Annotated in this window: 13 protein-coding genes, 1 tRNA gene and 2 pseudogenes; 4 read left to right on the top strand and 12 right to left on the bottom strand. The window is 58.5% G+C overall.

Annotation, left to right across the window (positions count from 1 at the left end; translation table 11 throughout):
• Window positions 1–10: 10 nt before the first annotated feature.
• Together ACW5XD_RS05965 and ACW5XD_RS05960 are read left to right on the top strand one after the other, a co-directional pair.
• On the top strand, window positions 11–943 hold the full coding sequence (locus tag ACW5XD_RS05965) for a ketopantoate reductase family protein (protein ID WP_456494083.1): 933 nt from the start codon (window positions 11–13) through the stop codon (window positions 941–943).
• A 36-nt stretch (window positions 944–979) separates the two neighbouring features.
• Window positions 980–1,500, top strand: a pseudogene (locus tag ACW5XD_RS05960) (DJ-1/PfpI family protein).
• A 111-nt stretch (window positions 1,501–1,611) separates the two neighbouring features.
• Here ACW5XD_RS05960 and alsS read toward each other — a convergent pair.
• Window positions 1,612–3,282 (bottom strand): acetolactate synthase AlsS, encoded by a 1,671-nt coding sequence (gene alsS, locus ACW5XD_RS05955; RefSeq protein WP_456494082.1) that lies wholly within the window; start codon window positions 3,280–3,282, stop codon window positions 1,612–1,614.
• A gap of 27 nt (window positions 3,283–3,309) precedes the next feature.
• Window positions 3,310–4,089, bottom strand: a complete 780-nt coding sequence (budA, locus tag ACW5XD_RS05950; RefSeq protein WP_098984791.1) for an acetolactate decarboxylase — start codon at window positions 4,087–4,089, stop codon at window positions 3,310–3,312.
• A gap of 109 nt (window positions 4,090–4,198) precedes the next feature.
• Between budA and ACW5XD_RS05945 the strand changes: the two genes are divergently transcribed.
• Window positions 4,199–5,083: a LysR family transcriptional regulator gene (locus ACW5XD_RS05945; RefSeq protein ID WP_456494081.1), complete on the top strand. Its 885-nt coding sequence runs from the start codon at window positions 4,199–4,201 to the stop codon at window positions 5,081–5,083.
• A gap of 221 nt (window positions 5,084–5,304) precedes the next feature.
• Here the strand turns inward: ACW5XD_RS05945 and ACW5XD_RS05940 are convergent, their stop codons facing one another.
• The 10 genes and pseudogenes from ACW5XD_RS05940 to ACW5XD_RS05895 form a co-directional block, all read right to left on the bottom strand.
• Window positions 5,305–6,090 carry a tetratricopeptide repeat protein gene (locus ACW5XD_RS05940; protein ID WP_456494080.1) on the bottom strand — a complete coding sequence of 262 codons (786 nt, stop codon included), beginning with the start codon at window positions 6,088–6,090 and terminating at the stop codon, window positions 5,305–5,307.
• 233 nt (window positions 6,091–6,323) lie between these two features.
• Window positions 6,324–7,022, bottom strand: a complete 699-nt coding sequence (locus tag ACW5XD_RS05935) for a DUF2931 family protein (RefSeq protein WP_456494079.1) — start codon at window positions 7,020–7,022, stop codon at window positions 6,324–6,326.
• Entirely contained in the window at window positions 7,019–9,025 is a 2,007-nt protein-coding gene (locus tag ACW5XD_RS05930; protein ID WP_456494078.1) for a T6SS phospholipase effector Tle1-like catalytic domain-containing protein, read from the bottom strand. The genes ACW5XD_RS05935 and ACW5XD_RS05930 overlap by 4 nt, the downstream gene beginning before the upstream one ends.
• On the bottom strand, window positions 9,025–9,825 hold the full coding sequence (locus ACW5XD_RS05925; RefSeq protein WP_456494077.1) for a DUF4123 domain-containing protein: 801 nt from the start codon (window positions 9,823–9,825) through the stop codon (window positions 9,025–9,027). Before ACW5XD_RS05925 ends, ACW5XD_RS05930 begins: the two co-directional genes overlap by 1 nt.
• Window positions 9,822–10,574, bottom strand: coding sequence for an ADP-ribosyltransferase (locus tag ACW5XD_RS05920; protein ID WP_456494321.1), 753 nt, complete (start codon window positions 10,572–10,574; stop codon window positions 9,822–9,824). The genes ACW5XD_RS05925 and ACW5XD_RS05920 overlap by 4 nt, the downstream gene beginning before the upstream one ends.
• Window positions 10,560–12,566: pseudogene (gene tssI, locus ACW5XD_RS05915) on the bottom strand (type VI secretion system tip protein TssI/VgrG); the annotation flags it as partial. The pseudogene tssI and the gene ACW5XD_RS05920, both read right to left, overlap by 15 nt.
• Before the next feature lie 11 nt (window positions 12,567–12,577).
• Window positions 12,578–12,883, bottom strand: a complete 306-nt coding sequence (locus ACW5XD_RS05910; RefSeq protein WP_456494076.1) for a PAAR domain-containing protein — start codon at window positions 12,881–12,883, stop codon at window positions 12,578–12,580.
• A 189-nt stretch (window positions 12,884–13,072) separates the two neighbouring features.
• Window positions 13,073–13,591: a type VI secretion system effector Hcp1 gene (gene hcp1 / locus ACW5XD_RS05905; protein WP_042867131.1), complete on the bottom strand. Its 519-nt coding sequence runs from the start codon at window positions 13,589–13,591 to the stop codon at window positions 13,073–13,075.
• Window positions 13,592–13,823: 232 nt separating this feature from the next.
• Window positions 13,824–14,594 (bottom strand): LuxR family transcriptional regulator, encoded by a 771-nt coding sequence (locus ACW5XD_RS05900; RefSeq protein WP_456494075.1) that lies wholly within the window; start codon window positions 14,592–14,594, stop codon window positions 13,824–13,826.
• A 225-nt stretch (window positions 14,595–14,819) separates the two neighbouring features.
• Window positions 14,820–14,907 (bottom strand) — tRNA-Ser (locus tag ACW5XD_RS05895).
• Between the two features lie 198 nt (window positions 14,908–15,105).
• On the opposite strand from ACW5XD_RS05895, the gene ACW5XD_RS05890 reads away from it, so the two are divergent.
• Window positions 15,106–15,855: a DsbA family protein gene (locus tag ACW5XD_RS05890; protein WP_456494074.1), complete on the top strand. Its 750-nt coding sequence runs from the start codon at window positions 15,106–15,108 to the stop codon at window positions 15,853–15,855.
• Window positions 15,856–15,976 lie beyond the last annotated feature (121 nt).

Here is a 15,976-nt window from a genome sequence, read left to right as displayed (position 1 = left end):
GAGTCTCTCCATGCCAAGCGGATTACAGAGTTCCCGACTGCCCTCCTCCCCCCAATGGTCACTGCTGGGCTGCGGCGCCCTGGGTGGCGTCTTCGCCTCCCTGCTGACTCAAAGCGGTCAGTCGACCCGCGTCTTGCTGCGCGATCGTCACCGTTCGACCCTGCACCCCGGGATCGACTTCACCTCGCTGGAGGGCCATACCCAGCTGATCGCCATCGAACGCGGTTTCATCAGCCAGCCAGGCCAGATCAAGCGTCTGCTGGTGATGACCAAAGCCGGTCAGGTGGTGTCGGCCCTGACGCCGCTGGTGGGCAAGCTGGCGGCGGGCGTGCCCATCGTGCTGCTGCACAACGGCATGGGCATCGCCGAGCAGGTGGTCCAGCTGTTCCCCCATAATCCTGTCATCGCGGGTGTCACCAGCCATGGCGCCATGCAAAGCGGCCACTTCGTGTTCCGCCATACCGGCAAGGGTGAAACTTGGCTCGGCCCGGTCAATGAGGCTGCCAAGGCCCATGCCGCCCTGGCGGACGATCTCGGTGCCGCCCTCGGTCAGGCCGGTTGGGATGAGCAGATCCTGGTTCGCCAGTGGCAAAAACTCGCCATCAACTGCGCCATCAATCCGCTGACCGCGCTCTACAAGCTCAAAAATGGCGAGCTGGCAGGCCCCCGCTTCGCCGATGTCCTGCAACAGATCTGCGTGGAAGTGGCGGACGTGATGCAGGCCGAAGGCCAGCCCACCAGCAGCGAGGAACTGTTGCGCCGAGCCATGACGGTTGTCACGCTCACCGCCGACAATTACTCTTCCATGTATCAGGACATGGAGCAGGGCCGGGAGACCGAGATCGAGGCCATCACCGGCTTCCTGCTGGCCAGGGCCGCCCGGCACGGCATCGCCGTCCCGGTCAATCAGGGCCTCTATCAGGCCATCAAAGAGAAGAGCTGAGCCCGGCGAGATCGCGAACGACTTGAGGAGTGCAGTATGACAGTACTGGTCTTGGTAGCCCCAGGCTCGGAAGAGATAGAGACGGTCGCCATCGTCGACACTCTGGTGCGCGCCCGCATCGAGGTGCTGCTCGCCTCCTGCTGCCCGGCAGGTCTGCGCCAGATCCGCGCCTCCCGCGGGGTGCAGCTCGTCGCAGATTGCCATATCGACGAGCTGACCAGCCGTGACTTCGAGGCCATTGTCGTGGGGGGGGGGGGGGGGGGGGGCGCGGCCGGGGGCGGGGGGCCATTTGCGCCGCCCCCGCCGTGGTGCTGCAACACCACGATCTGCTGGGGGATGCCAGCGTCACCTGCCATCCGGGCTTTCAAGCAAGCCTGCCCGCCGCACACTTGAGTAAGGCGCGGGTCGTGACGGATGAGGCTCATCGCCTGATCACCAGCCAGGGGCCGGGCAGCGCCATCGAATTTGCCCTCGAAATCGTGCGGGTGCTGCGCGGGGACGACACAGCCCTCGCGGTGGCCGGCCCCATGGTGATGCCCCCTTCTGTCATGCCATGACCCCTGTTGCCATCGCGGGGATGCCCTCTCGTCATGACAGAGCGCCCCATTGCAGCCGGGCAGGGGCGGTCTGCTATTGGCCCGGCGCAACTCCGGCTGCCCCCTTGGTCGCTAGCTCAGCAACTCGGGTCTGAGCTGCTCCATCAGCAGGTGGTTGTCACTGTAATCCACCGGTATGGCCACCACCGCAGGCCCGCTCACCGCCATGGCGGCGCGCAGGGTCGACCGTAGATCCTCGGCGCTGGTGACCGCAAACCCGGCCGCCCCGAAGGACTCGGCATAGGCCTTGAAGTTGATGGGCCCGAAGCTCACCCCCGAGCTGCGGCGGTATTTTTTCTCCTCCTGCATCGCCACCATGTTGTAGCCGTTATCGACCCAGATGATGTGCACTATGTTGGACTTGAGCCGCACTGCGGTCTCCAGCTCCATGCTCGACTGCATGAAGCTGCCATCGCCGGACACCGAGATGATCTTCTCCCCCGGCCGTACCATGGCCGCACCTATGGCCCAGGGCAGCGCCACCCCCATAGTCTGCTGACCGTTGGAGATGAGCACCTGGCGCGCCCGGAAGCTGTAGAGGTAGCGGGCAATCCAGATGTGGAAGCTGCCCATGTCCACGCACAGGGTCATGTCCTGCCCTATGATGTCCTGCAGCTCCTTGACGATGCGCAGCGGATGGATCGGCATGCCCCCCAGATGCTGCGCATGCTGGGTCAGCTGATGGCGCTGGGCCCGGATCTCTCCGAGCAGGGCAGCGATGGCGGGATCCCGTGCCAGCGGCTGGTTCAACATCTTGGTCAAGCAATAGAGATTGGCGCTGATGGAGCCCACCAGCTCCACCGCCGGGCAGTAGCTGCTGTCGATCTCCGCCGGCAGGGCATCTATGTGCAGCAGTTGCCGCTCCCCCGTGCCGTTCCACAGCACAGGGTCATATTCGATGGGGCTGTAACCGATGCAGATCACCAGATCCGCCCCCTGCAGCAACCTGTCCCCCGGCTGGTTGTTGAACAGCCCCACCCGACCGGCAAAGTCATCGAAATGGTGGGTATCCACCACGCCGGCCGCCTGATAGGTGCCCGTCACCGGCAACCGGCTCTTGTCCAAAAAGGCGCGCACCGCGAGGGAATTTTCCGGCCGGCTGGCCAGCAGGCCGAGCAGCACCACCGGCTTGCGGGCTTGCGCCAGCAGGCTCAGCGCCCTGTCTATGCCTGCCTCATCGGCGGCACCGGGTTCGGGAATGGCTCTGGGCACCAGGATGGCGCCATCGGTCGGCTCGTTGATGATGTCCATGGGCAGGCTGACGAAGGCGGCACCGGGGCGACCCAGCTCGGCGGACCGAAAGGCGTTGGCCATCACCTCTGAAAGGGCGGATCCTGTGCCCACCTGGGCGCTGAACTTGGTGACCGGCCGGCACAGGCTGACGGTATCCAGGCTCTGGTGAGTGAGCTTGAGGCCGTCGGCCCGTCGCACCGCGCCCCCCAGCGCCACCATGGCATCCCCTTCCGAGGTGGCGGTCGCGAGGCCTGTGATCAGGTTGGCGCAACCCGGGCCCGAGGTCACCAGCGCCACCCCAGCCCTGCCGGTCAGCCGGCCCACGGCGGCGGCCATGAAGGCGGCGTTCGCCTCGTGACGCACCACTATGGTGTCGATGGGGGAATCTTCCAGGGCATCGAATACCCGGTCGATCTTGGCCCCCGGAATACCGAATACCTGCTTGACGCCCTGTGCCTCCAGGTGGCGCACCACCAGTTCGGCCCCACAGCCCCAGTGTTGATTTTCCATGAGAATAACTCCTTGTAAGCGAAGGGATTAGCCTTCGGCAGCGCGGATGGCGCGGTCCAGATCGGCGGGATTGAGGTCAGCCTGTTGAAAGGCAGGATTGCGTGGCAGTTCTATGTTGAGGTGCTGAACCACAGACAACTGCAGCTGGCCGTGGCCCATGGCGTAGTCGAGGATATGACCACCGCCCTGGCGATCCTGGGTGATGAAGTGCTCGTGATAGCCGGCCACATTGATCCCCTGCACGAAGGGCGGGCAGCGAAAGCCGACCAGGGTGCCGCGCCGCTGGCTGAACGAAAACAGCGGCTGGGCCTCTATGGCTTCCAGCATGGGCTTGTAGGGCGGGGTCTGGCAGGGCACGGTACGCACCTGCGCCTGTTCAAACAGGCCGTCGAGGCGAAAGGCGACGAAGACGTTGTCGGTGCCCACCAGCTGATCGATCCATTGATGGATCTCGTCGCGGCTCAAGGGGTGATCGAAGCGGCGCTCCAGGCAGGGGCGAAAATGCGTCATCACCGCAAACGGGGTTTTCTGGCCTGCCTGGGCCGGACGGGCCGAGCCATCGGCCTTGAGCTGATGGATCTGGCGCTCGAACGCAATCAGCTCGCCGTCGAGCCGGTTGAAGGTGCCAAGACCGAAGTCGCCGTGGCGCAGCAGATCGGCCATGGTGGTCTCGCCCTCATAGACGCCGGCCAGCAGGGCGCTCATCAAGGAGCTCTGATAGACCTCGCCGCCCCCCTGACGGGCCTGCCAGCGGGCAAACTGCTGGCTGATCTCGATGGCACAGTCACACTGTGTATAGGTTTCCATTTGGATTTAACCTCCAATCCTGTTAGGTTGGCAAATCAGGATTCAATAGTGACCAAGATCACAGTTTGATACCAATATCCAAACCCATCAGCTTCGAGACGTACCAGATATGGAATTTCGTTACCTGCGCTACCTGGTAGCCGTGGCAGAGAAGCAGAGCTTTACCAAGGCGGCCGAGGCGCTGGGCATGGCCCAGCCACCGCTCAGCCAGCAGATCCGCAAATTTGAACAGGAAGTGGGCACGCCGCTGTTTCACCGGCTGACCCGCAGCGTGGAGCTGACCGAGGCGGGACTGAGCCTCTATCAGGATGCCAAGGGGATACTGTCGCAAACCGAGCAGGCCATGCAGAAGGCCAGGCGTATCGCCCGTGGTCAGCTCGGCTCCCTGCGCCTGGGCTTTGCCGGCTCCACCGTGCTGCACCCGAGCGTGCTGCGGCTCATCCACGACTTTCGCCAGGCCTGGCCCGAGGTGAGCCTGCATCCCATCGAGAACAGCATGCCCAACCTGGTGCGCGATCTGGTGAGCGAGGAGCTGGATGCCGCCATCCTGCGCCTGCCGTGCAGCAGCAGCTCGGCACTGACCCACCACCTCATCGACGAGGAGGAGATGCTGATCGCCCTCCCCCCGCACCATGCGCTGGCAGGCGGCGACGCCATCGCCATCGAGGCCCTGGCGGCGGACCCCTTCATCTTGTTCCCCCGCGAGCTCGGGCCCGGCCTGTACGATGCCATCACCCAGTGCTGCCAGCGGGCCGGCTTCAGCCCCCGCCTCGGCAGCCAGAGCCCGCAAGTGATCTCCACCGTCGGCATGGTGCAGGCCGGTTTCGGGGTTGCCATCATCCCGCGATCGGTGAGCGAGCTGCACCCCCACGGCGTCAGCTATCACCCCATCGCCGATGAACCGCTCACCACCCGCATCAGCCTCGCCACCCGTCGCCATCCCCGCCAGAAAAGCCTGCAGCACCTGATTGGGCTGATCCCTGGCCATCATTGAAAGACAAACAAAAAACCCCATCGGCATGAGCTGATGGGGCATTGATGCCGCATTACATAGCGTACAAATATTGGTCTACTTAATAATTCAGCTCACCTTTATCGCTAGTTAAGATAAAACAGAATCGTTAATCAGACACTGCGCCATCTGCTTGCCCAGATCCTTGGGAAGAGCCAGCGTAATGCCAGATAGCTCAAACGCAGCTATCAGTGCTGTGGGTATTACTTGAGCTGGTACTGCTGAACGTAGCTGGCCGCTAACTGCTTAGCTTCGGTTAAGGCTGCAGGTGTGAGTCGATCGGCGACCCCGTCTCTCCATTCAGCAGCATAGGTATCGCCATTAGCCACAGCCGTTGAAAACCAGGCATAGGCTTGGCGTGAGTCCTGCGCTACACCTTCCCCCATGAAGTACATTTTCCCGAGGCTAAACTGGGCAATGGTATTGCCCTGCTCCCCTGCTTTTTGCAACCAAATCACTGCTTGCTTATCATCCTGCACCACGCCTTTTCCCTCGCGGTACATTTCCCCAAGGTCGTTCTGGGCAGCAGAATTGCCCTGCTCAGCGGCTTTTCGATACCAAATTACGGCTTGTTTATCGTCCTGTGCCACGCCTTGGCCCATGTCGTACATTCTCCCGAGCAACCATTGAGCCGTATCATTTCCCTGCTCAGCTGATTTTCGATACCAAATCACTGCTTGTTTATGGTCCTTTGCCACGCCGAGACCATTGGCGTACATTGCCCCGAGGTTGTACTGGGCATACGCATTTCCCTGCTCGGTACCTTTTCGAAACCAAATCATCGCTTGTTTATCGTCCTGCTCCACGCCACGCCCCATTAAGTACATGAACCCAAGCTCTCCCTGGGCCTGGGCATCGCCCTGCTCGGCTGCTTGTTGCACTGCTGCCAGTGTCTCTTTGCTCCAATCTTTGGCATTGGCATTGGCATTGGCAGCAATCGACGCACAACTAATGGCAAATGTGAGCAATAGGTGTTTGATATGGGTCATGCGGTATAATTTTCCTGTTATATCTATCCATAGAATCCCGAATTATCTGTACTCTTCCACCAAGCTGATAACTGAGATTCGGAGTTTGTCTTTTTCTTGGCAATGCGTTACCACACTATCTGCCCTCGCCACAACTCGGACGCCAGGCGTGACTAGCGCGAAACGGGATCGCTTTCGGTACGCGCCACCCCTACCTGATAGGGACACCTGCCTTCCCGGCGGGAAGCGCCTCATTATTGCACTGGGTTTATATCAGTCTTAGGCTGCGCTGCACGGTAGGCATCCATGATGGGAGCCCAATCCATCCCGCTAGGAACTGGAAATTGCTTAAATAACGCGCCATATTTCTTATCAAAATCATCCATTCCATATTGGCGCGCTATCGGTACTCTCTGGTCATACCAATCATCGGTCACAACTTCGGCAATACCACGAGCAAGCAGAATATCTGGCTTAACATTTAGCTTATCTCCCTTAAGTAACACCTCAAAATAGCCGCCTGGCGCTAGGCCAAAATAGAGCCAGCTACGGCGGTCATAACGACCCTCAACAGAGTAGACCTGGCGCATCTGCTGCTCCAGATTGGCAGGCAAGTCCACCTTTATGCGGTAGCGCTTGCGATCATGGAAGGAAACCATCTCAATCACCGCTTTATCGGGGATGGGAACACCGTCGGTAGGCAGGCCACCACCGCCCGCCCAATAGTAACGTTGCGCTTTGATTCGATCAGCAAGTAAACCTCCAGCTCCGCCACCTGCCAAACGGTCGGCATAAACTTGTTTCCCTCCAAGATAGAACTCTGTCTTGGTGTTCTTAGTAAGATCTATATTGCTGCCTGTACCATAATCCCAAGCAAATTTAGGCAGAGATTGGGGTGCCGCACAGGCCATCAATGACAGGCAAAACCCCAACAATGCGACAATATATTTCATCTTTGTGTTTCCTTGTTCCCTATCAGCTTACGTCTCTCCTTGCTGATGCTGGACTCATATTTATTAGTATTGGCCGGATTGGCGATGCCCTGGTTGCTGGCACTGTGGTGCAGATAGTCACGACGCAAGGCACGATAAATGTCGGGCGATAATTGATGGGTCAAGTTCTTGGCAACCTTCTGTTCGATAGCGGATAGCGCCCAAAGTTTATCCAATGCCTTCAAGTCAGCCTCTGGCCGTTTAATAGAGAGCGGTTCAAGTTGCAATGCCCTATCATCCGGCATCCATGGTTTAAACGGCACCCCCACGGCACGGCCCGCCTCAACCATCATATGCAGCGGAATGCGGGAGTATTCCCCCTCAACTACCCTGCTCATCAGCACCTCCACATAGACCGATTTTTTGCCGGGGCCTGTGCCATTTTTCCCCTCGGGACGCCGGAAGGAGTAAGGTTTCAGGCTGATCGCCCCCAGCGGCGGCACGGTGCCACGAGGCAGGTTGGGATTGATACGAGTGACCCAGCCCAACGTTCGTTTCTCCTCGGCATACGCCTTGGCTTTTTGATAGGCACTGCTCTCGGCATCTGGTGTTGTAACAGTTTCCACACTCATAAAACGCTCCAACTCAATGCACTCGATCAGGGCTGGATCGCTGTTGGGATTACTCAAGCTCCAGCGGCTATAGTAACCACCACCTATGTCAGAGTGAGCCCCCGGTAGCGCCAGCTCAGTAAAGTGAGCAGGAGGACTGGTGCCTGCAGCATCTTCTGTAATGCGTGATAGCGGGAAGTATTTGCGAACTTCATCCAACGCGGTGAGATGTACCACCCGCTCTGCACAATCCGCTTTGAGTTGAATATTGACACTGCGGTTGTAAGAGGAAACAACGGTATCGAACAGCCCCACAAAGGTGAAGCGCACGTCGTCGCGGCTAGCCCAGTCAAAACCTGCCTTTAGGGGAATATTCGGGCTATTCGCCATAGCTTGCACCAAGGGGTGATCAGCTTTTTGGTCTATCACATTTACAAAGTGGCGGGCAGCAGCAGCACCTCTGCTAAACCCAAACACATCAAACTCGATACGATGGATACAATCCACATCAACTAAAATCTCGCCCAAATCCCGATTGATCGAGCGAACTATGCTCTGCTGACATGCTACTTCTACCTTTCCGATAATAGAGGTGTTCTCCCCACCAAAATCGAGATCAAATCCCTGGGTCAGGGTGTCATCCGAACGATATTCAGGGCCATTTTCTCCTGCGATTGGGTCGCGAGTCCCAATGCCACTGATATAGCTGTGAGCCAGCAACGGGCCTGCTGCGATGTCATATTGCTCAAACAACTTGCCCACATTGGTCACATCATTGGCTGAGCTACCTTCAACCGGGCTTTGCCCCATCTGACAGCCCCGCAGCTCTTTCTCCCGCTGCGCCGGATCTGAGCAGGTTTCCAGAAGCCACTGCTCTACTTTTTGCAACCCCGCCTGGGCGTTGTGGGTGTTGTTACCCGTGCCGTCAAAAAACACCCCAATCCGCAAGATATTGATCTGATAGCCTTTCACTTCAATTACATAGGAGTGTTTGGTGAAAAAGCGAGGAGGCTGAGCCTGTTCTGCCTGATGTCCTCCTGGTAGTGGCTGCTCTGGTTCAGTGAGGCAAAGGTCGCCTGAGGTCACCTTGATGTGCTCTCGTTTGACGTCGTCGTGCCCGAAGAATTTGTCTGTATAGGCGGGTACCTGTGTGGCCCCACCCTCCTTGAGGGCCTCACGGGACTGCGCCGCCTTGAGCCAGGCTGGCGTCTCAATTTTTACAGCCACCGGGCCAACTGCAAACCCTCGCACCAGGGTGGGTCCATCCTTCAGGGTGACCGTCTCTGACTTGCCTGTTTCGTCAGTCAAAGTCGCCTTGAGCCCCTTGAACGAACAGTTGTGCTCATCACGAACGTCTATCTCTATCCAGTTATCATAACGTTCGCAAGGGATACAGTGGGGATCTGCCGCCATCAGGATACTCCTGTCAATTCGTGATGTTTGTTCAGCCAGTTGGCTACCTGAACCAGCTCATCGTCGGTCAGCATCAAAGGCACCCGTATCTCTTCAAGAGGCAAATTGGCCTGCAAGGTCAAGACGCCAGCCACCACACCATCCCGCACATCCTCTTGCAGCCCATCCTGATTGGCCTGTTTGAGGGTGGGTAAAATGGCCCCGGCCGGGTCAGGATGCCGCTCCATCATAGCCGTCATGGTCTGCCATAACCGCCGCCGCAAGATGTAGGCATGACGGTTCTCGTCGTAGAGTCCAGCCAGGTGATGAGGCCGGATATGAAACCAGGGGCTTTGCAATGCGGGTTGGAACCGGGCATGAGGCGTGCGAGCGAAGGCTTCACCATGGATCCAGAGCCCGGAACAGGGCCCCAGCACAGTATCGCGTTCATCAGGGGTCATCGCGCTGAGCATGGGCAGAAAAATGCGTGGGTCAGAGAAACGAAACCAGACTGCTTCTCCCTCGCGTATCGCTTCTATCAGGCTCTGCCAATGGCGACGGATCAGCTCCACTGATTGATCGCTGATCAGGTAGAAGCCGCTCAGGGCAGGATTGGCAGTCATGAACTCAGTGGAAGGCGCAGGTAGCAACCAGGGCCCCAAAGCAGACTGCTCATCGAAAGAGGTGCCGGCAAAAAGTGGATTTGCATTCTCTCCGTCATATGTATAGAAATCTGCCACGGCTGACGCTGCCAGAGACCCATCGATGACGGCATATATTTCACCCGCTTGCTCGCCAGCTAGCCAATCAGATAACGTCATAATACGGAAACCTCAATCAGTCGCTTGATCCTGCTGCGGTTGTCCGATGCATTGTCAGAGGTTGGAATTGTATTCAACAAGGAGTCAAAATCGCCGCTCATGGAGGAAACGACTCGATCAACCTTGAGTCTGGTCTGGGTCGGAAACAGCATTTCCGCCTCCCCCTTGAAGTGCGCAGCCTCCCCCAGCAGACGACCACCATGACCAGCGGGCAGGCGGATCCTCAACAAGGTGTCGTTGACCCAGGCCTTGTCCGGTGAGGTACTCATGAATCCTGGCTCAACAACGATATTGCCCACCTCAGTGAACTGATCTTTCAGGGCTGCGAGCTCCGGCTTGTCCAGCGCCAACCCTCGGTACACGAAGTGCAAATCGGGTGAAGCCGGCAATTTCGCCAGACCAGCCTCCACATCGGCAACATAGGCCTTCATTGCCTGGTCAAACTCACTCTCGGATACCGGTTCATCATTCAAATAACTGCGGCTAAGCAGGGTATCGACGGCCTCTTGCTGCTTGTATGGGCGATCCCGCAAATAGTTGTTGAGCAGCGTGTACCCCTGCGCCGAATAGTATCTGAGTGCTTCATCCGCTTTGGATATCTCTATCGTCACCCACTTCTTTGCCGGCTTTTTGCCCTCCCCTTTGGCCGCAACAGGTGGCGGCAGCGGTGGTATCGATGGCCCTCCGGCAAGCTGGGGTGGAGCGGGTGGAGGTGGTGCGAGCGGACAAGGCTTGGCCAGCGGCGCCATGGACTCCATGCTCTTGTGAATGGCCGGAGCGGGCAAGGTTGCCGGAGGTGGTGCTGGCACCTCAACATTGCCCGGCAGGATGGGAGGCTTGCCTGCCCAGCCGGCGCCAGAACCCGGGCTGCCGCCCGAGTTCATCTTGATAGAGCCACCATTGAGGGTCACGCCACCGGCATCGAGCTTGACGAAGCTGCCGCCGACTTTAAGGGTCAGCTCAGCGCCGGCCTCCATCACGATCTTCATGCCAGCCTTGTGATGCGCTTCGCTACCAGCTTCCACCAGCAGGGACTGGCCGAGCTTCTGGTGCATGCTGGCATCGACGATGAGCGAGTAGTCCCCCTTGATCTGGTCGCGCTTCTCACCTTCCACGCTCAAATGATCATTGGCCTTGATGCGGATCACCCGCTCGTTGTCGATATCGCTGTGCTGGTCGTGCTTGATGTGCCAGGCCGCATCGTTTTCGATGAGCACGTTCAGGTCTTTCTGACCGTGGATATAAATCTCTTCCTGACCTGCCTGGTCTTCGAAACGCAGCTCGTTGAACCCTTCCCCCTGATGGGTTTCGGTACGCAGCACGGTACGAGTCTTGTTGGCCGGCAGCTCGTAGGGTGGCCGGTTGGTGGCGTGGAAGGTGCGACCGGTGACGATGGGCTGGTCGGGGTCCCCTTCCAGAAATGAGACGATAACTTCGTGGCCGATGCGCGGAATCGCCATCATGCCGTACTGGCCACCCGCCCAGCCCTGGCTGACCCGCACCCAGCAGGAACTCATGTCATTGCTCGACCCATAGCGGTCCCACGGGAATTGCAGTTTGACCCGGCCATGCTCGTCGCAGTAAATCTCCTCCCCCTCGGGGCCTACCACTATGGCGATTTGCGGGCCATCCACCATCGGCTTGTTAGGCGCCTCCGGGCTACCGATATGGGCCCGCCAGCTGGTGCTGGCTTTGACTACGCCAAATTCGTTGTGGTAGACGGTCGGGCCACTGCCCCCCTCCTCTTCCAGCGCCTGCGGCTGCAAGCCGGTGTGGCTGATGCGCACGATTTGCCAGTCGGTGTTGAGACTGCCGTTCGGGTGCTCGGTCAGCGAAAAATACTGGCCCGGCAGCAAGGCCGCGCTGTTGGACCTGCCACTGCCCGCCACCGCGTCATTGCGCAGCGCATCGAGCCTGTGCTGGGCAAAGGCCTTGCCGCTGTCATCCTGCTTGTAGCGACCGGGGTAGTCGAAGTGCTGGTAGGTATCGCGCTGGTGCTCAAGCTCCGCCCCCATCTTCTTGTGGGAGAGGCCGTAGGCCGGGGTCTTGAAGCTGTAGTCTTTGAGCTCCACATCCGACGGGCGCACTGCCTCCCGATAGTGGAACTGCCGCACATAGGGGCCTTGCTCGAGGGAACGATTGCCTAGGTTGAAGAAGAGCTCGGGGCCGGCGGTCAGGGCGGCCGCGTCGTCGGCAAACACGATGCGGTGCTTGCCCGCGTCGAATTCATGGAAGTAGAAGAGCCCCTCTTCAGCGGCAAGCCGATTGACGAAATCGAGGTCGGTCTCGCGGTACTGCACGCAGTATTCCCGCTGGGCGTGCTCGTTTTTCAGCGCAAAGGCGTAATCGGTGATGCCGTGCTCTTGCAGCAGGATGGAGAGGATTTCGTCAGGCTTTTGCGCCTGGAAGATACGGGAGTTTTGGCGAAGGCCCAGTCGCCACAATGCTGGCTGCACCATGAGCTGATAGCGGGTGCGGCGAAAGCCGCTGTCCCCTTGAGCAACATCGCTCACGACCCCGCACACCCGCCGCTGCAGCTCGCCGTTGTACCACACCAAGAGCTCGCACGGCTGGTCCAGCAAGGCGCCGAAGTCGACGTCGGGCTCGGAGCTCGCCAATTCCAGCCGCAGCTGGAAGGGACCGTTCAGCGCCTCTTCCAGCGCAAACTCGGCCACCACAAAGGTGCTCTCGGGCAGCGCCCCTACCTTGACGGTAAATTGTAATCCTGTGCTGTCTGCCATAACGCCTTTCCTTATCCTGCCTGTCCGCTGCCCGAGCCAATCACAACACCACCGCAACCAATGGCAGTACCGGTCACGGCGATGGGCTTGCCACTGCGCCGTAAAGTGCACAGCACGGAGCCGACGCCCCCCGAGATGCTGCGTGGATAGGGAGGATTGTTGGGTTTGTCGTGGGGGGCCAGTGGATCGCCCTGCCGGGCCACCGGCTTGACGTCGAGAAAAACGTCCGGACTCGGACTCGCGGCAATCACAGGGGATGGGTGGAACCCATCGTGGTCGGTGCCGGTATCACCGGGCAACGCAATAGTGGGACACATCACGACTGACCTCTGTTGTGCTTTGCAATAAGGTCGATGCCTTCAGCCATATGGCAAAACACAAAAGCTCCGACCACATCCAGACGAACAGGCCGGAGAAAGCTTGCATGGGCCTGGCGACCACTGACACTGTGAACACCAGAACCCTGGGGTGCATTACAAGGAATAACGTCAATAAGGACTCGGGGCTTAGGCCTCGATAGGTGCACGCCAGTCGTCAGAGCCGGAGGTACCAGCCACTGTGTGTTCCCAGTCAATCTTGCGATATGCCAGAGAGACCTGGATCAGCTGGGTGAAGTCAGATTTCGCCGGATCCTGGCAATGGGGCATCTGGCAGTCGATGTCGACGATAGTGGAATCCGTCAGCACGGTAGAGAAGAAGTGCTCCTGCTTGCCTTCGACGGAGGTGCGGTACCACTTCAGGGTCACTTTCGGCAGCATCTCGCCGGAGGCCAGGGAGTTGTACATCAGCGGCACGGCCTTGTTCAGCGCAACGGTGAACTTGAACGGCTTGTGGACGCGCTGACCGGCAGGCTGACCGGATTGCGGGTCAGTCGGCACGGTAACGACGTGTTGGAACTCTTGTACCAGCATCTCGTCTTCGTGGCCCTGCACGAAGATGTTGCCGACGGAATCGGAGGTGAAGGCACCTGCGGTGATATTGCCCTGGGTTTTACCTTCGATGCTGATATAACATGGAGTTGGCATGTGTATGCTCCTGATGGGTTGGTTAAATGAGATAGCACTCGACCAAACCATAAGCAGCGACCATGCCACTCTTTTTAACCTTTAAATTTCAGCATCTTAGATGAAATCCCCAATCAAACCTCACTCATGCAGCGCAATAAATTGTGCGTTACCGGCCTTTACACCATAAAAAGTTGCTCGTTCAGTTGAATGTTTTGCAGATCGCGCAACGACTTGCTCAATGCCAATGAAATCACTGTTTCTCATCCACATTGGCAACCAGCGCCATCTCCACGTTCAACCTGACCATCCCCTGCTTCAGGGCCCATGAAATGGCCTGACTCTTGCTGCTGGCCCCCAGCTTGCTCACCACATTGTTCAGGTGAAATGTCACGGTACGAGGGGAGATCCCCAATATCTGGGCAATATCGCTCACCTGCTTGCCCTCCGCCGCCCAGCGGCACACCTCCAGCTCCCGCAGACTCAGCGCATCGTGGGGTGACAGACCGGTCAGACAAACCCGGGCCACCGCCTCGAAAATGTGCATGGAGAGCCAGCTGAGAAAGGGCACCGCAGTGAGCCACTGTTGCCTGGTACGAGGTTCGCTGGTGATAAAGGAGAGCAGGCCCACATGACCGTTGGCGCCGTGCCAGGGAAACGTCACGCCATCGCGAATGCCATACTCGCTGGCCAGCTGCATGACCTCTCGGCCCTGCTCATCACAACGCTCCTCATCGCGTACCACATCGGCCCACAGAATGGGGGGGCTCTGGGTCATGCCGCGTTTGACGATGGGATCGATGGCAAAGAAGCCGCTGCTGGTATAGGTATCCACCCAGGCTTGCGGGCAACCGTTGAAGATGATGACGTCGGGACGTTGAATGGTGCTGGGGAAGATCAGGCCGAGCCTGAAATGATCAAATCCCATGCGCGCGGTCAGCTCACGCAGCAGGGTCACTATGGCGCCTTCATCAGCGGCCGTCTCAAACTGGGCGATGAGATCCAGCGCATGCAGGGTGTTCATTTCTACGGTATGAGGATCGTGCACAAGGTAGGGTGGCCAAACATGGAAACGTACCGCATGTTAACAAGCGTCAACGGATGGCACACTTGGACCGGTCACAAAATTGGAGATTGCCCACAGTTTATCCTGCAAATTCAGATATGCCTGCATGAAAATACCGTTGAAAGGACACGGGGCACATAGCAAAAAGGCCATCCTTTCGGATGGCCTTTTTGGCTGAATAAATGGCGGAGGAGGTGGGATTTGAACCCACGGATGGTCGCCCATCGCCGGTTTTCAAGACCGGTGCATTCAGCCGCTCTGCCACCCCTCCGCGACAGTGCTGCGAATATTACCCATGGCGATCGCCCTTGTAAATCCCCTCGCCGCTCGTTTGCCGATTTATTGGGCTAAATGACGCATAAAGTCGACAAGCGGGGCATAAGCTACGCTTTTTCAACCAGATAACTTGACTTGAAAACAGACTCACCCACTATAGTGGCCATCACGAAATTTCCAGCAAGATGGACTTATGAGAATCAAACATGCCCTGCTTTGCGCCCTGACTGGCGCTACCCTGCTTGCGGCGCCAGTTCAGGCAAGCGAGCTGTCCAAGAGCGATGTCGAGCAAATCGTGCGCGACTATCTGGTCAAGAATCCGGAGATCCTGGTCGAGATGTCCAATGCCTTGCGCGCCAAGCAGGAGAGCCAGCAGGCGGCCAACGACAAGAGCCTGATCCAGGCACACGCCAAGCAGCTCTATGCCAATAATGATCCCGAGAGCGGCAACCCCAAGGGCAGCCTGACCGTGGTCGAGTTCTTCGATTACAACTGCGGTTACTGCAAGCGCGCCCATCCGCTGATCAAGCAGTTGCTGGGTGAAGACAAAGACATCCGCTACATCTACAAGCAGTTCCCCATTCTGAGCGAGACCTCCTACTTCGCGGCCCGTGCGGCTCTGGCGGTGCAACTGGGTCAGCCTGACAAATACCAGGCCTTCCACGAGAAACTGTACGCTCATCAGGGCCCGCTGTCCGATGAAGCCCAGGTGAAGCAGCTGGCTGAAGCAGCCGGGGTGAACTGGAGCAAGGTCGAGGCCAAGATCAAGGACGGCAGCATAGATCAGAACCTCGGCACCAACCGGGCGCTGGCCGAAGCCATGAGTATCTCCGGCACACCGGCCTTTATCATAGGTGACCAGATACTGCGTGGCGCTCCCCGCGATCTGGCGAGCCTGAAAGGCTTCATCAAGGATGTGCGCGCGGGCAAGAGCATTCAGTAACCCAGCCATTGGCACATAAAAAAGGCTATATCCCAATTACGTGTTGCATGGGGTGCCCCAGCGCCTCATGCAAACACGCTTTGATATTTACTCCCCTTCCGTAACGCTCCAGCATCCTGCG

The organism is Aeromonas enterica, from assembly GCF_054052465.1.
Note: the sequence above shows the minus strand (reverse complement) of the source record. Positions and strands in the feature narration are given on the sequence as shown.